An 18,006-nucleotide genomic window follows, 5' to 3' on the forward strand; every position below is an offset into this window, starting at 1 on the left:
AATGGCATGGGTATTTTTAATTATTGCTGGTATTTGTGAAATCGTTGGTGTACTGTTTATGAAAGTAGCCACTGAAAAAAAAGGCTGGGCACCAAAGCTTATTTTAATCGCCAACTTTGGCGTAAGCTTCTTCTTCTTATCACTTGCAATGGACTCATTACCAATGGGGACAGCTTACGCCATTTGGACAGGAATTGGAACGGCTGGAAGTGCACTCTTAGGCATTTTGATCTTCCGCGAATCAGCTGATTGGCGTCGTCTTGCCTTCTTAAGCTGCATTTTATGCGGTGCAGTTGGCTTAAAATTAATGAGCTAACGTGAGGTGAATGTCATGTGGAAAGAAAAAGGAAAACAGTTTCTGACAGGAATTCTGATTGGAATCGTTATTCTACTGCAAATGAGCTTTCATATGATAGAATGGCTATTCCATAAAGTTATTTCTGTTCTTACGTTCCTTCCCAACATGGCACTTGAAGTCGTATCCATCGTTTGGTCGATTATTGCCTCCATTACCATTATTATCGTTTGGAGTATCGCTAAACTTTGGAATAAAATAACCAAAAAAGACAGTTCTTCTGAAAAGAAGTAACTGTCTTTTTTATGTTTAATGATTCTCATTTTTTGATTCTCTAAAGAAATTAGGTGTAATAAGACATATGATTCCAAGGATAAGAACTCCGCCACCTACGCTCTTACTCACATTCTCAAATACAACTATATCTGAAATAACATTAAGCATAATAAGTCCCCAGACAAATAAGACCACTCCAAAACCATGTAGTATTCTTCCTTTTAACGTTTGCTTCCTCACCATGCAACCCTCCTGTAAAATTTTCAAACTCCAACTATATCCTCTTACCTTTTGGACATACTACAAAAAAGGAGCTGATTATATGCAAAATTCCATACATAAACATATCCTATTGTTGTTCTTCCTATTTCTTTTCTTTGTTATATGTTTCAGCCTAATCTTACATGCACCAAAAGATATGCCGAGCACCGTTTCGGTTTATAAATTACTCTTGTGTTATTTTCCTTATTGAAAAAGGTGTCTTGTGATGAGACACTTTTTTTGGCAAGAAAAAAGACCAACAATTTCCTGTTGGTCTTTCGTATATGTATCACTTCTCAAAGCGATCTAACATTTCATCTCTCATCCCAAAACTAACAACCGCAATTCCTACATACATAAAAATAAGAAATGCTGGATGCACTGCGTTGTACCAGCTGCTATCAACAATTAAATATACCGTTAATGCTACTACAAGTACAAACGCTAAAATAAACATATAAAAGTGTCTTGTACTACCCATGATAAACTCCTCTCTTCTCACTTCACCATTCAACAGTATATTTTATCGAATAATTCGATATGACTCAAGGTTAACTTTCTTTTATATAATCGAGTTCTACCTTTACAATGTCATCACAAGCTATTGAAATAATGGTTCCTTGTTTATCAATCGCTGTCACTTCTGCGTTATCCATTACACGATGCGCTACACGCTCTAACATTTTTCCATGATCTCGATAACAAAATTCCTTTATATCTTTAATTGTTTTACCATTTTCTAAATGATACACCATCCTGTAACACTTATAGCCCATTCTCTCACCCCAAATTGTTCGTTTTTTCACATATACATAAAAATGAGTTATATCTCTCTCATTACATCCTCTTAATTTCAATAAAATTCTAACAAAAATACACAATTTTATCAAACCGACTTTTTCAACAAAAAAGCCTAAAAATCAACTTTTTTCCCTACTATTACATAAAACATAAAAATTATTTACATTATTTTCATAATCTCTGCACAAATTCTCCACAAAAAAAGAACCCGCGTATAGCGAGTTCTTTTCATTTTACATGTACTCAAACTTGTACAGGAGCTGGCTTTTGATAACGTAAAACTGGTTTACGAGCAGCCATCGTTTCATCAAGACGCTTAATTACCGTCGTATGTGGTGCTTCTTGTACAACCTCTGGATTTTCTTCTGCTTCTTTTGCGATTTGAATCATCTTATCGATGAATCCATCTAATGTTTCCTTTGATTCTGTTTCTGTTGGCTCAATCATAATACATTCTTCCACGTTTAATGGGAAGTAAATTGTTGGTGGATGGTAGCCAAAATCAAGCAAACGTTTTGCAATATCTAGCGTACGTACGCCAAGTTTCTTTTGGCGACGACCTGATAATACAAATTCATGCTTACAATGTCTATCAAATGGAAGATCATAGAATGGTGCTAACCTTCTCATCATATAGTTCGCATTTAATACAGCATATTCTGTCACTGCGCGTAGTCCATCTGGACCCATAGAACGAATATACGTATAAGCACGAACGTTAATACCAAAGTTTCCATAGAATGGTTTTACGCGTCCAATTGCTTGTGGACGATCGTAGTTAAAGTGGTAACCATTTTCTGTTTTCTCTAAAATTGGTTTTGGTAAAAACGGAATTAAATCTGCTTTTACACCTACTGGACCAGAACCTGGGCCACCGCCACCATGCGGACCTGTAAATGTTTTATGAAGGTTTAAATGCACAACGTCAAATCCCATATCACCAGGACGTGCTTGACTTAATACTGCATTTAAGTTCGCACCATCATAATACAATTTACCACCCGCATTATGAACGATTTCTGCCATTTCTAAAATATTTTCTTCAAATAGACCAAGTGTATTTGGATTTGTTAACATAAGCGCTGCTGTTTCTTCATTCACAACACGTTTTAAGTCTTCTAAATCAACAAGACCATTCTCATTTGATTTTACTGTAATTGTTTCAAATCCCGCTACCGTTGCAGACGCTGGGTTTGTTCCGTGCGCAGAATCAGGCACAATTACTTTCGTACGGTTAAAGTCACCGTTTGCTTCATGGTATGCACGGATTAACATTAATCCTGTCCATTCCCCATGTGCACCAGCTGCTGGTTGCAGCGTAACAGTATCCATACCTGTAATTTCAATTAAATGCTCTTGCAAGTCGTACATTAATTCCATTGCACCTTGCACTGTTTTTTCATCTTGAAGCGGATGAATATTTGCAAAGCCTGGGAAACGTGCCACATTCTCATTGATTTTTGGGTTGTACTTCATCGTACAAGACCCTAATGGATAGAATCCAGAATCAACGCCGTGGTTACGGTTTGAAAGTGCTGTATAATGACGCATAATGTCAAGCTCAGATACTTCTGGAAGCTCTGCATCTTCTATGCGAATATAATCGCTCTCAAACACATCTTCTAATTTTACTTCTTCTACATCTAATTGGGGTAAGCTATATCCTACGCGTCCTTCTTTACTCATTTCAAAAATAAGTGCTTGGTCTTGGTTCTTCATTGGATAGCCCCCATTTCGTTTACAAGTGTGTCAATTTCTTCTTTTGTGCGAAGCTCTGTTACAGCTAAAAGCATATGATTTGCTAGCTCTTTATAATCACGGCCTAGGTCATAACCACCGATAATATTCTTTTGAACTAATGCATCATTTACTTCTTGTACTGGACGTTTGCAATCTACAACAAATTCATTGAAGAATGGACCAGCAAATGTTACTGCGAATCCTTTTGCTTCAAATTGACGTTTTGCATATTGCGCTTTAGAAATGTTTTGACGTGCCATTTCTTTCACACCTTGTTTTCCAAGTGCTGTCATCGCAACAGATGCTGCTAATGCGTTTAATGCTTGGTTTGAACAAATGTTAGATGTCGCTTTATCACGACGAATGTGTTGTTCACGAGCTTGCAATGTTAATACAAAACCACGTTTACCATCTGAATCTACAGTTTGTCCGACAAGACGCCCTGGAATTTTGCGCATAAATGCTTTCGTTGTTGCGAAATAACCGCAGTGTGGTCCACCAAACTGTGTTGGGATACCAAATGGTTGTGCATCACCAATGACAATATCAGCACCAAATTTTCCTGGTGGTGTTAATGCACCTAATGATAATGGATTTGAAGAAACGATAAATAATGATTTTTGCTCATGAACGATTTTTTCAATATCCGCTAACTTTTCCACTTGCCCGAAGAAGTTTGGATATTGGACAATTACGCAAGCGACTGTATCATCTACTTCACTTTGTAATACACTTAAATCTGTTACGCCATCTTTATGATCAATTTCAACAACTTCAAGATGTTGACCTTTTGCATATGTTTCAAGTACTGCTCTTGATTCTGGATGAACCGTTTTAGAAACAAGAATTTTCTTTTTACGAGTATGACCAGCTGCTAGCATTGCCGCTTCTGCTAAAGCTGTACCTCCGTCATACATAGAGGAGTTTGCTACATCCATCCCTGTTAATTCACAAATCATTGTTTGGAATTCAAAAATCGCTTGTAATTCCCCTTGTGAAATTTCCGGTTGGTATGGTGTGTAAGCTGTATAAAATTCTGAACGAGAAATAACATGATCAACAATTACTGGAGCATAATGATCGTATACGCCTGCTCCTAAGAAGGAAGCATAATCTTTTAAATTCGCATTTTTACGAGCCATACCAGACAGTTCTTTTAAAAGTTCTGGTTCTGACTTCGCTTGTTTAATTTTTAAATCCCCTTTAAAACGAACACTCTCTGGAATATCAGAAAATAATTCATCAATCGTTTGAACGCCGATCGTTTGTAACATTTCTTTTTTGTCTTCTTCTGTCATTGGAAGATAACGATGCAACATGAAATCTACCCCTCTCCCCGTTACTTTGAACGTTTGTAAAATGGTGTTGGAACGACTACTGCTTTGACGCGTTTATTACGAATTTCTATTTCTACTTCTGTATCAACTGCTGCATATTTTACATCAATTAATGCTAAGCCAATGCTTTTCTTTAACGTTGGAGATTGTGTACCACTCGTAACTTCCCCGATTTTTTCCTCGCCTACATATACTGGATAATGTGTACGAGGAATACCGCGCTCAATTACTTCGATGCCGACTAATTTAAGAGGTGCACCGTTTTCTTTGTATTCTTTTAATGTTTCTTTCCCAAAGAAATCTGCCTCTTTGTTTGTTTTTACTGCAAAACCAATTCCAGCTTCAATTGGTGTAATATCTTTCGATAATTCTTGACCATAAAGTGGAAGTGTTGCTTCAAAACGAAGTGTATCACGTGCTCCTAAACCACATGGTTTTAAGCCGTCTTCTGCTCCAACCTCAAGAAGTTTCTCCCAAAGTTTTGCAGCATCTTCACTCTTACAGTAAATTTCAAATCCATCTTCGCCTGTGTAACCAGTGCGTGATACAAGTGCTTCTACACCATCTACAAGAACAGGGTTTTTAAATTTAAAAAACTTAATTTCTTTTAAATCTTCTGACACAACTTTTTGTAAAATGCCTTCTGCTTTTGGTCCTTGAATTGCAAGCTGTGCAATTTCACTAGAAACATTGACTACTTTCGTATCGCCAATTACATGACTTGCTAACCATTCGTAATCTTTCTCGATATTCGATGCATTGATTACTAGTAAATAGTCTTCTTCGCCACGTTTGTAGATTAATAAATCATCTACAGTACCACCATTTTCGTAACACATTGCTGTATATTGTGCACCTCCTACCTTTAAGGTAGAAACGTCATTTGTAACAACACGTTGTAAAAATGCTAAACTATCTGTTCCCGTTACTTCTACTTCTCCCATGTGAGACACGTCAAAAAGGCCTGCTGCTGTACGAACAGCTTCGTGCTCTTCTTTAATGCTTGAAAATTGAACTGGTAATTCCCAACCACCAAAGTCGATTGTTTTCCCACCATACTTCGCGTAAACATCAAATAGCGGTGTACGTTGTAATGTAATCATGTTCTTTCCCCCTTATGCTGTCTATGACAAATCAATAAAAGTTGGCTTCCCCTATCTAAACATTTTTCATTCAGAAAAGATGGGATATACGGAATCTCAATGCATTTTTTTATGAAAGCGTAAATAAAAAAGTACTTTCTTGGATAAAATACGAAAGATTCCATTCATTTCACACCATTATCCTAACATTTTTCGATCTATTTCATCAATATTCTAGCATAAAAAATAATTTGGAATTTTTTATTCTTATACTTGCAAAAACGACTTCACCTAAAAATGCTAGAAATTATCGTTTTGGGTGAAGGGTATAATAATAACCGTTTTAGTTTACAGAAGGTGGGAGAGTTTTCATGAATGTCGATATTTCCGTAGATCGGACATGGCAAGAAAATTTTTTAAAACGAATTGATGAGGACGGACCTTGGACAAATTGGGAACTATATGATTTAGCCTACAAAACAGAAAAATCATTACTTGTCCCTACATTCGATGGTTTGCAAGCACCTAAACATTTATCCCATTTCACACCACTTCCTCATCAACTAGAGGTAGCACAAACTGTTATTGAGCAAATGAATGGAAAAGCGATACTAGCAGATGAAGTTGGGCTTGGAAAAACAATTGAAGCAGGTCTTATTTTAAAAGAGTATATGGTGCGCGGTCTTGTTAAAAAAGTACTTATACTCGTTCCAGCCTCCCTTGTTTCCCAGTGGGCATATGAACTTAACACAAAGTTTTTTATCCCTGCAGTTGCCCAGAGAAAAAGCTACTCATGGGAACAAGCTGACGTCATCGTTTCATCAATTGATACAGCAAAACGTTCACCGCATCGTGATATCATTTTAAACCTAGAATATGATCTCATCATTATTGATGAGGCACATAAACTCAAAAATAATAAAACAAAAAACTATGAATTTGCGCAGCGTCTAAAAAAGAAGTTTTGTTTATTACTAACTGCAACACCTGTCCAAAACAAAATCGATGAAATCTTTAATCTTGTTTCCTTATTAAAACCCGGTCATTTAGGGAATCAATCTAACTTCGAAGAATACTATGCTTCTAAAAATCGCTCTACAGAGTCCGATGAAGATTTGAAAGCCCTTATTAACAAAGTCATGGTACGAAATCGACGAAACGGTACAGGGATTGAGTGGCCTAAAAGGCACGTTCGAACCATATTTGTTGATTTTAATGAAGAAGAACGGGCTCTGTATAACGCGATTGAACATTGGAAAGGACAAGACGCCTTTACCTCTGCCTTTTCATCATTAACTTTGAAAAGAGAAGTATGTAGTAGCCGAGAAGCAGTTTATTATTCACTTAAAAAACATGTGGAAAAAAGACAAAAAGAAAATGAGAATTATATGCCAGATCCATATATCGATGTTTTAATGGATAAAATCAATCATATTCCTTTTAATTCAAAAGCAAATCAAACACTAGAGCTTATAAAGGAAATTGATGATAAAGTTGTTATCTTTACAGAATATAGAGCAACGCAAATGTACTTACAATGGTTTTTAAAACAGCATGGTATTTCATCGGTTCCCTTTCGAGGTGGATTCAAACGTGGGAAAAAAGATTGGATGAAAGAACTCTTCCAAAATCATGCGCAAGTGTTAATCGCAACAGAAGCAGGCGGTGAAGGAATTAACTTACAATTTTGTAGTCATATGATTAACTATGATTTGCCTTGGAATCCAATGCGGCTTGAACAACGGATTGGACGTATTCATAGACTTGGACAAAAAAATGATGTCCACATTTATAACCTAGCGACAAAACATACAGTTGAAGAACATATTTTGAAACTTCTATACGAAAAAATCAATTTATTTGAGCGAGTCATCGGTGAACTTGATGAGATTTTAACAAGGATCAATATGAAAAATATCGATGCGCATATTCAAGAGATTTTCGCAGGGTCAAAGAGCGAAGGAGAAATTCGAATTAAAATGGAAAATTTAACATCCATCATCGACTTTGCGAAGAGAAACGAAGCTGAGGTGCAAGGTTATGCAGCAACATGAAATTCATAATTATTTATGGAGTTTTTTTGAAGCAAACGACTGTGAAATTTCCCGGCGTTCCCCACATCTACTAGATGTACAATTAACAATTGAGATGGATAAACTATTGATGAATCGCCCTTTTTACTGGCATTACCTTGAGAAAACAGGCGGCGTTCCAAATCCGATGAAACTTACTCTCATTACAAATCCAGAGAACGAAGAGGAGGAAGGTGAGCTGATTCACTATGGTTCTCCTCGCCTGCATCAAATCTTTCAAACAACAAAAGAACTGGGATCCTACATACGTTTATTCGAAGAAGTGAATTCAAGTGGTACAACTCATACACCACTTCACCCATGGCTTGGCGTTAATGTAAAAGTATGTTATCAATGTGATCGAAAAAAAGACATACTTCATTCCATTGGGATTCATCTTATTTCTGGAACAATGATTACAAACTTTCATGAAACAGTAGCAAAAATTCGGCTCACGCCAAAAATACCAGATTTCAGCTTTACACTTACTCCAATTATTAAGCCGCAAAGTGGGCTCCAGCGAATAGAAGATGCATTAAAAAATCTCATCGCAGCAGATGATCATACATGGGCTGAAGAAGCACGTGTGCGCTGGAACCATGATTTAGCGCTTCTAAATCGCTTTTACGAAGAAAGCGAAGAGCTTCCGGAAAGCTACGAAATAGAAAAGCAAGCATTACAAGAGCAATACGAACCTCGTGTTACGATGCAAATTATAAATGGTGGACTTTTTTATGTAACCGCTAATCATTTCTTTCATAAGAAAAGCCCCTTCTCATGAGAAGGAGCTTTTCTTATATTTTCCCATTATACTTCCGACCATCATTATGTTCTTGTTGTTGCTTTTCTGTCATTCGTTTTTGATATTCCCTGTCTTTTGCACTCACATGGTTTGCATCTGTTGGAAGATTCTTTTTCGAACGTCCTACGCCATTGCTCATCTCTTTCACCCCTTATGCTTTTCAAATTCATTCTTATTGTCAGCTAGGGGAGCAATCCTTATGCAAAAATAAGAGAAGCTTTTTCGCTCCTCTTATTCCTTCACATATTTCTGAAACATATCGTGCAAGCCTTGATTTACGAGATGAGAGATCTGTTCGTCAGATTTATGCGGATAACGATCACGCAACCTGATAGATGCTTTCACCATTAAATTTTCTAATACAGAACGGCCACCTTCACCATAAATAATTTCAGCATATTCTACAAGCCTTCCATCTTCTATAGTTGCTGGATTATGATTGAAGAAAAATTTACTCATTGTCTCCACCTCTCTTTTTTGATAACGTTTACATTTATATAGATTATTTATGTTATTTATTTCACAATATTGTATGCATGTATAGATGATTAGTTTCATTATAAAACAACATGACGATAGGAATAACTTAAGTTTTCGTCAATTTTGTGAACAAACTTTTAGAAATGAAAGCGTTTTAATTATTATATAATAAAAAAGATTACCACGCTAGGGGCAATCTTCTTTATTTCTACTAAAAACTCACGTTTCACTTCGTACACGCTAAAGACTTTTGTCGTATCTATATTCACCATCTTGAAGCTGATTGAGATTGATTTCTAAATTAGAATAATTATATTTCTTTCTATATATTAGTTATCAAATTAATCTTGTTCAATATTCAAAATTATATTGTAGAATATATCTATAACTAAGGAGGCATAACATGAACCAAAATAAGAAAGTTGTATTCGATCTTATCTTTTATCTCGTCTTTCCTTTTGTCATTTGGAAATTCGCAAAAACTCATATTGATCCTTATTACGCGATGCTTATTTCCTCGGTGCCGGGAATTCTTTATACACTGTACTGCTTTAAGAAAGAAAAGCAGTTCAACGTCACAGGGTTCTTTATTTTGATTACCCTCATTGCTAACACGGCAGTAGATTTATTGTCTGGATCTGCTGAGCGCATGCTGTGGAATGACGCATATTATCATATCGTACTCGGGTGCATTGTCATTTGTACAATCTTTATTAAGAAACCACTCATGTTATATTTCGCAGCTGATATTGCAGCACTGCAAGGACATGACCGAGATAAAAGCCGCGTCCTTTACCGCGATAAACGTATATATCCAGCCTTACAATACTTAACATTATTTTTCGGTCTCCAATTCATTTTAAAAAGCTTTTTAAAAATTTATTTCATCTCTGTCTTTGGAGTAGATGGATACGGTGAAATGAGAGCCATCATGACCGCAGTCGGTTGGGGAATTTCCATATGTATTGGCATAGGGTTTGTCTGGGTGAATAATAAAATACACGCAGTAACTGAACAGAGTGAATCTACCAATAGGGTATAAATAATCAAAAAAATAATAAAAATCCCCCTGTACATGTACAGGGGGATTTTTATAGGTTTGTCTGTCGAATCAATGACAAGTATATACTCGTCGCAAAAATTTTACTATACCGCCTCGCACAATTACTAGCGGTAAATCATTCCAATTTTTATTAACTTGATTTTTTTCTTTTCTTCTTTACATTTTGATAAAACAAAGCAGCACTAAGCGGCATCATTCCAAACCATCTGTTTAAAAATGGCGCTTTCTCAGCACGGCGTTGTTCTTTCTTCTGCTTTCGATCCTCTTTTGGAGCATCCATATATGATACAAATTGTTGCGTCACAAAACGCACATAATCATTAGTAGACATATTATCATCACCTCTACTTGATTAGTATGCCCACTTTTTTACGCATTAATCTTTCGCAGTAGCTCCTTCACAATCTCTTCCACATTTTTATTTGTCGTATCTATATAGACATAAGCTTCTTCATAATATGCCCGGCGGTTCTCAAACTTCTCTACAAACGCCTCTATGTTCTCTTTTTGAAATAATGGACGCGTTATATCTTCGCGAAGGCGTTCTGCGATCACATACGGATCACAATATAAATACACAACCGTTCCATTTTCTTTCATCCACTGGCGATTCTCAGTTCGCTCAACAATACCTCCACCAGTTGTAATAATTAAGTTACTCGTCGGTAAAGAGCGTAGCATTTCACTTTCGTATTGACGAAATGTATTTTCCCCTTCTTCTGCAAAAATATCACGAATTAACTTCCCTTGCTTCTCCTCAATTTTTTGATCTGTATCTACAACTGGAATATGCAATCGTTCACTTAGCACTCTCCCAATTGTTGTTTTTCCTGCTCCCATGTAACCTGTTATGTAGATGGATTTCATTTTGTTACCTCTTTTCTATCAAGTTGTTCATTGTTTAATTATTTGTATTATAACGAAAGATTGACTGATGCGGTTTATGTTACATGCTACTTGCACAACTAAAAAACGTTTTGTCCTTCATTTTGTATCAAGAACAAAACGTAATGGTAATAAGCTCTCTACCTCATCGCTCCTCTACCCAATTTATAACCCGTTTATTTATTTTATCGTATTGAAAGTTCACTTTATAAGAATGCTTTTGTTTCGTCATACACTGCAATGTAACAAAAACAAGTTCATTCTCAAATACATAGTTCCCACTCGCCTCACCATTTTTATATCGAAATAAAAATGCATCATTTTGTTCTTTTTCCAGCAAGTCTGTCTTTATCGAGACAACCGCTTGATCGGTAATCTCTTCTAACAAAAACTTTTGCTGCGCCTCTTTATAAAATCTTTGATCAGATTGTAACATATTTATTTCATATATAAAGAATGAAAACAATAAGAAAAGAAGGATTAATGTGCCCGGCATCGCAAAACCATCTTGTTTTCTCATGTTTTCAACTCAATAGGTGTGTAACGTGTTGCTATACCGTGATACATTTTACCACTTATATCTTGCACATGTATGGTTAATACATTAGATGTTAAGTCATAAGAAACCGAACTGACCTTTTGTAATATAATCTCCATCCCTAGCCTATTTACTTTTCTCACGATGTTATTTCCTAACACTTCATATGTTACATTAACTCTGCTATTCAGTTGGAAAAGGAGTAAATCTTCTTGATTTTCTAACTGGACATCTTTTCCCATCTGACTCTCCCTAAACTCTAATTGCACTTGTTCCATGAACACATCCCATTCCCAACTATTTATTTGCTTCGAATACGGTTTCTCAATAAATAAACCATGGAGGCGCGGCACAAGAAGAAAGAAAATAGATAAAAACAATACACATAACAGCATTTCTAATAACGTAAATCCTGCTTCTCCCTTTTTACTTTTGAGCATAGCGACATTGTTCCATTCTTTTTTGTTTAACGTCTTTCCAAATTGCACAAACCTCTTCTCCCTGCCAATGCGTCTGGTATACAACACCATCTATTGTCTTCTCTTTTTGCTGCTTCGGCCGATTTTGATACATATATAGCGCTGCTTCCCTCTTCAACAATACATGTGCTTTATATCGAGATTGAATATTTTTTCTTTCTTGCATAATAAGAAGTGTTTGCGGAAGCAACAGTGATACAGCCATCATTAATAAACTTAACGATACGAGCATCTCGAGCATAACCGATCCTTTTTGACACTTCACGATACGTAAATCTCCCTCTTCCAAGTTGAAATACAATTTCATAAGTGTGTGCGCGATAAGAAAGTAAGATTGTACCACCTTGGTTTATATTTCCATTTTTATTATAGGTCATTGGATTCGGAAAAGTATTTAAATCAATCTTTATATCACGTTCATATTCCCGGATAAACAGGGAACGTTTATCCCCAGATTTCCAAATACTGTACATATGTTTTTCAGGGACCCATCGTAACATATGAAGATTCCGACGGTTTATAGCTAACTGCTGCATATACAATATATCTTGTGAAAATTGTTTTAAAAACTGTTCGACTTTTTGCCTTTCATATAATGGTGTAACGTTAAAATAAGTAACAACGCTCAATATCGAGATGATAGATAGAACGAGGAGCATCTCTAAAAATGTAAATCCCTTTTGTTTCACGATTTACCAACTACGGATACTGCACCATCATCACTTGAAATACTAATTTGTTCTCCTTTTGGACACGTTGTGGAAGTAATGTACTTATCTTTCACTAATTCGTCGATAGTCGGTATCTTATTATGTTGTAATTGATAAGCCTGCACTTGCGATTCGACCGATTTTACGTAAGCATCACAACCTTTTCCTTGTACGGAAGAGCGCTGTTTAATGACATTCGGAATAATTAATAGAAGCAATACCGAAATAACAACCATCACTAATAGCATCTCTAAAAGAGTAAATCCTTTTTCATTTTTCATATAACTTACCTCCTAAATAGAATTCATCATCTGAAACATCGGCATAATCATCGCTAAATACATAAGAACAACAATTATGCCAATGCATGTAAACAGCAGTGGTTGAATAATGACTAAAATACGTTGAATCTTTCCTTCCATTTTTTCAATCGTTAATTCGCTATAATCTCCTAATTCTGTCGCTAAGTTTCCATTTGCTTGTCCATGCGCAATAACGTAAGACAGTTCACGCTCGTAATAACTGCTCTTCATAATAATAGAATCCAACTGTTCTCCCGCAGTTAATAACTCTTCAATCCGAATAGCTTCACATTGAAAAAACGGGTGATGTTTTTGTTCAATCATTAACGTTAAAGCTTCGAGTACCGATAATCCACCTTGTAATAGACCGCTTAATTGAACAGAGAAATAATGAGAATTTGTTAAAATAAGAAATGTTTTGATAAGGGGAATACGCACGATAATATTTACCCTTTGAATGGGAGGAAGCTTTCGTAGATAAAACACATATACGCATACTCCAAATGCAATGATGAGAAAAAATCCACCAATTATATATGGGAGCATTTGGATAAAGGACATAATTTGATCAGCAAAGGAAGCTGAAGTTGCATGTAAAGAACTGTACAATGTCTCAAATTGAGGAAGCAAAATAAGGTTGAATACAGCAAGAATTCCTAGTAAAAAAATAGATAAAAAAATCGGATAACGGAGAACTTTCATCATATCCTTTTGATGCTTATCTTTCCTATAGAGAAGTACACTTCCTTGCTTTAAAGCAAAAGAAACATCACCATGTTGCTGCGCATAAAATAAATAACTTAATATGTCCGGATGAAACATCATTTGCTGAAAAGCATCGTGTAGACTCTGTCCATTTTTCAATTCTTCAATAATATGCTGCAGTTGTAGCCGTTTTGCAGAGGATAATTGAAACTGTAAAAATTCTAGCGCTTGTAAGAGAGGATAGCCTTTTTCTAACAATTCCCCAAGCCTTTTTAATAACAAGACTTGTTCATGTAATCGCCACCCTTTTCGTTCAAACATAAACATCCTCTTCTAAAAATCCTAAAGCATACCCTTTTCTTATACATGATTGCAATGTTTCATAATGATAGGTTACATGCTCTCCATTCGCTTCACGAATCGCTTGTTTCAATTCAAGGCCATATAGCAACTCATAAATGCTTGCTTGCCGCACTTTCCTCATCGCTTTACATAACGGCGAACATTTTCCTTTACAAAATGGACACTTCAATTCAACAAGGCGCTGCGCTGCCACTGCAAGTAATGATTGCTCAATTTCTTGCCTTGTAATTCCATAGTCCATCAAACGCAGCACAGCCCCTTTTGCGTCATTTGTATGCAACGTGGTCATGACTAAATGTCCTGTTAAACTTGCACGCACAGCTACTTTCGCTGTTTCTTCATCACGAATTTCACCAACTAAAATAATATCAGGATCATGACGCAAAATTGCTTTTAAACCAGTTGTATACGTGATACCTGCTTTTTCATTAATTTGAATTTGTAATAAACCGTCCTTTCGCTTTTCGATTGGATCCTCAAGTGTAACAATACGGCGCGTTTGTCCCTTTTTCGCTACCTCTAGCAAAGCATACATTGTCGTTGTTTTTCCAGATCCTGTTGGTCCAGTAAATACGAGTAATCCATGAGAATGATGTAAAAAAGAGAGAAGTGTTTTCGCCGAGTTTGGAAATAAAGAAAGATGGGAAAGTGGCTGAACCGACGCTTGCAAGTGCAAACGAATGACCAGGCTTTCGAGATACACAGTTGGCAGTGTAGAAAGACGCAAGTGAACTTCTTGCCCATCAATTTGTAAATACAATGATCCATTTTGTGGCTTACGCCTTTCCCCTATATCCATAGACGCTAAAAATTTAAAATGCGAAACAAGTCTTTCTCCAAATTCTTTTCTAATATAATGCTTCGTCACCAAATCTTTTCCAATACGTAATTGTATAACTGCATCCTTTTGTCGCGGCACAATATGCAAATCGGATGCCTGTAATGCACATGCTTCCTTCATAATTGTATTAGCAAAGTGCTCAACACCATTCATCGTTATCCCTCCTTACTATGTATATATCATGAAGAGATACATAAGAAAAATCATGATTTTTGCGTTTTTTCATTCTCAAAAAGGAAAAATATGTTTGTGAAAATATGAACAATTTCTGAATTATTGACTAAAATTACATATATGCAACTTTATCTGTATTATAATGTTAATATCTTGGATAAAGTGATAAAGGTGGAGATCCTCATGGAACAAGCTTTAAAAATTACAGGTGTACTATCTGATCCAACTCGCTATTATATTTATAAATATATTTCTCAAAAACATAGTTACGTAACTGTACAAGAAATCGCAGATGAATTTAATATCCATCCAAACGTAGCTCGTCTACATTTATCAAAATTAGAAGACGTTAATATGTTGAAATCTGAAACAAAAAAAACGGGAAAAGGCGGAAGACCAAGCAGATTATATGTATTATCTGAAGACTTAATTCAATTACAATTCCCATTTCGCGACTATCAATTATTAGCGAAAATTGCTTTCAATTCATTACTAAGCCTCGGTGCAGCTGGTGAAAAGGCACTATATGAAACAGGCAAACAATTTGGTAAAGAATTAATGGAACAACATATGCAGCGTTTAAATATTAATGAAAATTCCTTAACATTAGAACACAAAGTTAAAATTGCAAAAGAAGCGTTATCAACTGCTGGCTTATCTCCTTCATTTGAATTAAGTACAGATGGCACACAAATTTTCTATGATGTTTACAATTGTCCATTTAAAGAAGTTGCTGTTCATCACCCTGAAGAAATTTGCAATATGCACAGCGATATGATGAAGGGGATTTTTGAATTCCTATTCCCGAACATGGAATTAACACGACATGATAACTTATTAGACGGATGTAAATCTTGCAATTACAAAGTTCATCTATAATTTCTTCATATGAAAATGTGTCAAAAAGAAGTCAATTACATTTGGCTTCTTTTCTTTTTTCGCAAATATTTACAATAGTAAGAAAAATAAACTATAATGAAGAGAGGTTTACTTTTTTTAGAAAAGGAGGGAGATTGCATGGAGCGCATGTTTCGCGTTCTCGGCTTTTGGACTGGAATTTTCTCAGTTATGTTTTACTTAGGGGATATGCACGCAACTGCACTATTATTTTTAGGCCAAACAGGATTCTTCGTACTTTTAAGTTATTTAAAATTAACAGAGCGTATGTATATATACGTATTTGGGGCATATTTAACTGTTTTCTTCATTGGATTTACATACTATACAACATTCTTACTTGTCCCAGGGGCTGGGCATTAAAAAGGTGGCAAATTGCCACCTTTTTTTATTTTTTTCTAATTACCTAGTTGACTTATAGGTTTTATTGAAATATATTTTATATAACAGATTGGGATTAGGGGGAATCATCATGAATACACTGCTAGTCAGTATTAACATTGCGGTCATGCTCATATTAGTTGGCATATTATATTATATGCAGCGCAAGCATGTATCTTTTAATAAACGCGTATTTACTGCTTTAGGAGTCGGAATTACATTTGGTCTTATCTTACAATTTATCTATGAACCTACTTCTAAAGTTATTATCGATTCAAATAACTGGTTTAGCATAATCGGTAGCGGCTATGTAAAACTGCTACAAATGATTGTTATGCCACTGATTTTAGTTTCCATTATCTCAGCATTTACAAAGTTAAAATTAACAAAAAATCTTGGTAAAATTAGCGGACTTATTATCGGAATTTTAATTCTTACAACTGGAATCGCTGCCGCTGTTGGTATTGCCGCAAGCGCAGGGTTTGACGTTCAAGCAACTGGTTTACAACAAGGTGATGCAGAAACAGCTCGCTTAAAATTAGTGGAAGAAAAATTCACTTCCATTGAACAAACACCCATTCCACAAAAATTATTGGAGTTATTACCTACAAATCCATTTCTTGATTTAACTGGTGCACGTCCAACTTCAACAATTTCTGTTGTAATCTTTGCGGCATTCATTGGAATAGCCTTTATCGGTGTGAAAAGAAAATATCCAGAACAAGCAGAGTTATTTAAGAAAATGCTTGATGCTGTTTATGCAATTGTAATGCGTATGGTAACGTTAATTTTACGCCTGACTCCATACGGCGTATTAGCTCTTATGACAAAAACAGTTGCTGGTAGTGATGTGAACGCCATTTTAAAACTCGGTAACTTTGTTCTAGCATCTTACGTAGCGCTTATCGTGATGTTTATCATTCACTTATTATTAATTGCTCTATCTGGTTTAAATCCAATTCAATATTTGAAAAAGGTATTCCCAGTCTTAACATTTGCCTTCACTTCTCGCTCTAGTGCAGGTGCAATGCCATTAAATATCGAAGCACAAAAAGAAAAACTTGGTGTTTCAGAAGGAATTGCAAACTTTGCTGCTTCCTTCGGGGTATCTATCGGTCAAAATGGTTGCGCAGGTATTTATCCTGCTATGCTGGCAATGATGGTCGCTCCAACTGTAGGTATCGATCCATTACAACCACAATTTATTTTAACTTTAATTGCCGTTGTTGCGATTAGCTCATTTGGTGTTGCCGGCGTTGGTGGCGGAGCAACATTCGCGGCATTGATCGTCCTCTCAACAATGAACTTACCGATTGGTATTGTTGCTCTTGTTATCTCTGTTGAACCATTAATCGATATGGGTCGTACAGCTCTTAACGTAAGCGGATCAATGACAGCAGGCCTTATTTCTAGTAAATGGCTTGGTGAATTAGATCATGATACGTATAATCAAGATGATATAAAAAGTAAGGAAATTGCTTCATAAAAAGAAACTTTCATAAAAAAGGAATGCTAATTAATA

General features: G+C 35.8%; 25 protein-coding genes and 1 pseudogene. 9 read left to right on the forward strand and 17 right to left on the reverse strand.

The features are described 5' to 3' along the window. Nucleotide 1 precedes the first annotated feature (1 nt). Together KFD70_RS17000 and KFD70_RS17005 are read left to right on the forward strand one after the other, a co-directional pair. Nucleotides 2-316 (forward strand): DMT family transporter, encoded by a 315-nt coding sequence (locus KFD70_RS17000; protein WP_098336277.1) that lies wholly within the window; start codon nt 2-4, stop codon nt 314-316. Nucleotides 317-331: 15 nt separating this feature from the next. Continuing rightward, nucleotides 332-589: a DUF3975 family protein gene (locus KFD70_RS17005; RefSeq protein WP_336450072.1), complete on the forward strand. Its 258-nt coding sequence runs from the start codon at nt 332-334 to the stop codon at nt 587-589. 15 nt (nt 590-604) lie between these two features. On the opposite strand, the gene KFD70_RS17010 is transcribed toward KFD70_RS17005, so the two are convergent. From KFD70_RS17010 to gcvT, 6 genes are all read right to left on the reverse strand, one after another. Further along, nucleotides 605-811, reverse strand: coding sequence for a hypothetical protein (locus tag KFD70_RS17010; RefSeq protein ID WP_420792318.1), 207 nt, complete (start codon nt 809-811; stop codon nt 605-607). Nucleotides 812-1,121: 310 nt separating this feature from the next. Beyond that, nucleotides 1,122-1,313, reverse strand: a complete 192-nt coding sequence (locus KFD70_RS17015; protein WP_016116299.1) for a hypothetical protein — start codon at nt 1,311-1,313, stop codon at nt 1,122-1,124. A 70-nt stretch (nt 1,314-1,383) separates the two neighbouring features. Further along, nucleotides 1,384-1,608: a DUF3929 family protein gene (locus KFD70_RS17020; RefSeq protein ID WP_026049147.1), complete on the reverse strand. Its 225-nt coding sequence runs from the start codon at nt 1,606-1,608 to the stop codon at nt 1,384-1,386. Between the two features lie 268 nt (nt 1,609-1,876). Next, on the reverse strand, nt 1,877-3,352 hold the full coding sequence (gcvPB, locus tag KFD70_RS17025; protein WP_336450074.1) for an aminomethyl-transferring glycine dehydrogenase subunit 2: 1,476 nt from the start codon (nt 3,350-3,352) through the stop codon (nt 1,877-1,879). After that, on the reverse strand, nt 3,349-4,692 hold the full coding sequence (gene gcvPA, locus KFD70_RS17030; protein WP_336450075.1) for an aminomethyl-transferring glycine dehydrogenase subunit 1: 1,344 nt from the start codon (nt 4,690-4,692) through the stop codon (nt 3,349-3,351). The genes gcvPB and gcvPA overlap by 4 nt, the downstream gene beginning before the upstream one ends. 20 nt (nt 4,693-4,712) lie before the next feature. Then, complete coding sequence (gene gcvT, locus KFD70_RS17035; protein WP_336450076.1) at nt 4,713-5,813, reverse strand: glycine cleavage system aminomethyltransferase GcvT; 1,101 nt, start codon at nt 5,811-5,813, stop codon at nt 4,713-4,715. A gap of 350 nt (nt 5,814-6,163) precedes the next feature. Here gcvT and KFD70_RS17040 point away from each other — a divergent pair, with 350 nt between their 5' ends. Continuing rightward, nucleotides 6,164-7,846 carry a DEAD/DEAH box helicase gene (locus tag KFD70_RS17040; RefSeq protein ID WP_336450077.1) on the forward strand — a complete coding sequence of 561 codons (1,683 nt, stop codon included), beginning with the start codon at nt 6,164-6,166 and terminating at the stop codon, nt 7,844-7,846. After that, entirely contained in the window at nt 7,833-8,645 is an 813-nt protein-coding gene (locus KFD70_RS17045; RefSeq protein WP_336450078.1) for a YqhG family protein, read from the forward strand. The genes KFD70_RS17040 and KFD70_RS17045 overlap by 14 nt, the downstream gene beginning before the upstream one ends. Nucleotides 8,646-8,658: 13 nt before the next feature. On the opposite strand, the gene KFD70_RS17050 is transcribed toward KFD70_RS17045, so the two are convergent. After that, nucleotides 8,659-8,805, reverse strand: a complete 147-nt coding sequence (locus KFD70_RS17050) for a hypothetical protein (RefSeq protein WP_000064866.1) — start codon at nt 8,803-8,805, stop codon at nt 8,659-8,661. Nucleotides 8,806-8,897: 92 nt separating this feature from the next. After that, on the reverse strand, nt 8,898-9,125 hold the full coding sequence (locus tag KFD70_RS17055) for a hypothetical protein (protein ID WP_017150839.1): 228 nt from the start codon (nt 9,123-9,125) through the stop codon (nt 8,898-8,900). A gap of 85 nt (nt 9,126-9,210) precedes the next feature. Here KFD70_RS17055 and KFD70_RS17060 point away from each other — a divergent pair, with 85 nt between their 5' ends. Together KFD70_RS17060 and KFD70_RS17065 are read left to right on the forward strand one after the other, a co-directional pair. Then, nucleotides 9,211-9,315: a GTP pyrophosphokinase gene (locus tag KFD70_RS17060; protein WP_336450079.1), complete on the forward strand. Its 105-nt coding sequence runs from the start codon at nt 9,211-9,213 to the stop codon at nt 9,313-9,315. Between the two features lie 234 nt (nt 9,316-9,549). Next, nucleotides 9,550-10,188 carry a VC0807 family protein gene (locus KFD70_RS17065; RefSeq protein ID WP_336450080.1) on the forward strand — a complete coding sequence of 213 codons (639 nt, stop codon included), beginning with the start codon at nt 9,550-9,552 and terminating at the stop codon, nt 10,186-10,188. A 151-nt stretch (nt 10,189-10,339) separates the two neighbouring features. Here the strand turns inward: KFD70_RS17065 and KFD70_RS17070 are convergent, their stop codons facing one another. The 9 genes and pseudogenes from KFD70_RS17070 to comGA form a co-directional block, all read right to left on the reverse strand. Beyond that, nucleotides 10,340-10,540, reverse strand: a complete 201-nt coding sequence (locus KFD70_RS17070; protein WP_336450081.1) for a YqzE family protein — start codon at nt 10,538-10,540, stop codon at nt 10,340-10,342. Between the two features lie 38 nt (nt 10,541-10,578). After that, a complete protein-coding gene (locus tag KFD70_RS17075; protein ID WP_336450082.1) occupies nt 10,579-11,076 on the reverse strand; it encodes a shikimate kinase in 498 nt (165 codons plus the stop codon). Between the two features lie 163 nt (nt 11,077-11,239). Further along, nucleotides 11,240-11,614, reverse strand: a complete 375-nt coding sequence (gene comGG, locus KFD70_RS17080; protein ID WP_336450083.1) for a competence type IV pilus minor pilin ComGG — start codon at nt 11,612-11,614, stop codon at nt 11,240-11,242. Further along, on the reverse strand, nt 11,611-12,162 hold the full coding sequence (gene comGF, locus KFD70_RS17085; protein WP_420792319.1) for a competence type IV pilus minor pilin ComGF: 552 nt from the start codon (nt 12,160-12,162) through the stop codon (nt 11,611-11,613). Before comGF ends, comGG begins: the two co-directional genes overlap by 4 nt. Then, entirely contained in the window at nt 12,059-12,376 is a 318-nt protein-coding gene (gene comGE, locus KFD70_RS17090) for a competence type IV pilus minor pilin ComGE (RefSeq protein WP_336450084.1), read from the reverse strand. The genes comGF and comGE overlap by 104 nt, the downstream gene beginning before the upstream one ends. Next, nucleotides 12,357-12,800, reverse strand: a pseudogene (gene comGD, locus KFD70_RS17095) (competence type IV pilus minor pilin ComGD); the annotation flags it as partial. The gene comGE and the pseudogene comGD, both read right to left, overlap by 20 nt. Beyond that, on the reverse strand, nt 12,797-13,102 hold the full coding sequence (comGC, locus tag KFD70_RS17100) for a competence type IV pilus major pilin ComGC (RefSeq protein ID WP_174099019.1): 306 nt from the start codon (nt 13,100-13,102) through the stop codon (nt 12,797-12,799). The pseudogene comGD and the gene comGC, both read right to left, overlap by 4 nt. Before the next feature lie 12 nt (nt 13,103-13,114). After that, complete coding sequence (comGB, locus tag KFD70_RS17105) at nt 13,115-14,155, reverse strand: competence type IV pilus assembly protein ComGB (RefSeq protein ID WP_336450085.1); 1,041 nt, start codon at nt 14,153-14,155, stop codon at nt 13,115-13,117. Then, a complete protein-coding gene (gene comGA / locus KFD70_RS17110) occupies nt 14,142-15,185 on the reverse strand; it encodes a competence type IV pilus ATPase ComGA (protein ID WP_336450086.1) in 1,044 nt (347 codons plus the stop codon). The genes comGB and comGA overlap by 14 nt, the downstream gene beginning before the upstream one ends. A gap of 204 nt (nt 15,186-15,389) precedes the next feature. On the opposite strand from comGA, the gene KFD70_RS17115 reads away from it, so the two are divergent. From KFD70_RS17115 to KFD70_RS17125, 3 genes are all read left to right on the forward strand, one after another. Continuing rightward, nucleotides 15,390-16,085, forward strand: a complete 696-nt coding sequence (locus KFD70_RS17115) for a helix-turn-helix transcriptional regulator (protein ID WP_336450087.1) — start codon at nt 15,390-15,392, stop codon at nt 16,083-16,085. 138 nt (nt 16,086-16,223) lie between these two features. Next, complete coding sequence (locus KFD70_RS17120) at nt 16,224-16,466, forward strand: DUF2626 domain-containing protein (RefSeq protein ID WP_006096019.1); 243 nt, start codon at nt 16,224-16,226, stop codon at nt 16,464-16,466. A gap of 88 nt (nt 16,467-16,554) precedes the next feature. Then, on the forward strand, nt 16,555-17,970 hold the full coding sequence (locus KFD70_RS17125; protein WP_336450618.1) for an L-cystine transporter: 1,416 nt from the start codon (nt 16,555-16,557) through the stop codon (nt 17,968-17,970). Nucleotides 17,971-18,006 lie beyond the last annotated feature (36 nt).

The organism is Bacillus pfraonensis, from assembly GCF_050768835.1.
Lineage (GTDB): Bacteria > Bacillota > Bacilli > Bacillales > Bacillaceae_G > Bacillus_A > Bacillus_A pfraonensis.

Coding starts and splice junctions, on each gene's coding strand:
- KFD70_RS17000 (WP_098336277.1), top strand. CDS start 2: ATGGCATGGGTATTTTTAATTATTGCTGGTATTTGTGAAATCGTTGGT.
- KFD70_RS17005 (WP_336450072.1), top strand. CDS start 332: ATGTGGAAAGAAAAAGGAAAACAGTTTCTGACAGGAATTCTGATTGGA.
- KFD70_RS17015 (WP_016116299.1), bottom strand. CDS start 1,313: ATGGGTAGTACAAGACACTTTTATATGTTTATTTTAGCGTTTGTACTT.
- KFD70_RS17020 (WP_026049147.1), bottom strand. CDS start 1,608: ATGGGCTATAAGTGTTACAGGATGGTGTATCATTTAGAAAATGGTAAA.
- gcvPB (WP_336450074.1), bottom strand. CDS start 3,352: ATGAAGAACCAAGACCAAGCACTTATTTTTGAAATGAGTAAAGAAGGA.
- gcvPA (WP_336450075.1), bottom strand. CDS start 4,692: ATGTTGCATCGTTATCTTCCAATGACAGAAGAAGACAAAAAAGAAATG.
- gcvT (WP_336450076.1), bottom strand. CDS start 5,813: ATGATTACATTACAACGTACACCGCTATTTGATGTTTACGCGAAGTAT.
- KFD70_RS17040 (WP_336450077.1), top strand. CDS start 6,164: ATGAATGTCGATATTTCCGTAGATCGGACATGGCAAGAAAATTTTTTA.
- KFD70_RS17045 (WP_336450078.1), top strand. CDS start 7,833: ATGCAGCAACATGAAATTCATAATTATTTATGGAGTTTTTTTGAAGCA.
- KFD70_RS17050 (WP_000064866.1), bottom strand. CDS start 8,805: ATGAGCAATGGCGTAGGACGTTCGAAAAAGAATCTTCCAACAGATGCA.
- KFD70_RS17055 (WP_017150839.1), bottom strand. CDS start 9,125: ATGAGTAAATTTTTCTTCAATCATAATCCAGCAACTATAGAAGATGGA.
- KFD70_RS17060 (WP_336450079.1), top strand. CDS start 9,211: ATGATTAGTTTCATTATAAAACAACATGACGATAGGAATAACTTAAGT.
- KFD70_RS17065 (WP_336450080.1), top strand. CDS start 9,550: ATGAACCAAAATAAGAAAGTTGTATTCGATCTTATCTTTTATCTCGTC.
- KFD70_RS17070 (WP_336450081.1), bottom strand. CDS start 10,540: ATGTCTACTAATGATTATGTGCGTTTTGTGACGCAACAATTTGTATCA.
- KFD70_RS17075 (WP_336450082.1), bottom strand. CDS start 11,076: ATGAAATCCATCTACATAACAGGTTACATGGGAGCAGGAAAAACAACA.
- comGG (WP_336450083.1), bottom strand. CDS start 11,614: ATGAGAAAACAAGATGGTTTTGCGATGCCGGGCACATTAATCCTTCTT.
- comGF (WP_420792319.1), bottom strand. CDS start 12,162: ATGGTGTTGTATACCAGACGCATTGGCAGGGAGAAGAGGTTTGTGCAA.
- comGC (WP_174099019.1), bottom strand. CDS start 13,102: ATGAAAAATGAAAAAGGATTTACTCTTTTAGAGATGCTATTAGTGATG.
- comGB (WP_336450085.1), bottom strand. CDS start 14,155: ATGTTTATGTTTGAACGAAAAGGGTGGCGATTACATGAACAAGTCTTG.
- comGA (WP_336450086.1), bottom strand. CDS start 15,185: ATGAATGGTGTTGAGCACTTTGCTAATACAATTATGAAGGAAGCATGT.
- KFD70_RS17115 (WP_336450087.1), top strand. CDS start 15,390: ATGGAACAAGCTTTAAAAATTACAGGTGTACTATCTGATCCAACTCGC.
- KFD70_RS17120 (WP_006096019.1), top strand. CDS start 16,224: ATGGAGCGCATGTTTCGCGTTCTCGGCTTTTGGACTGGAATTTTCTCA.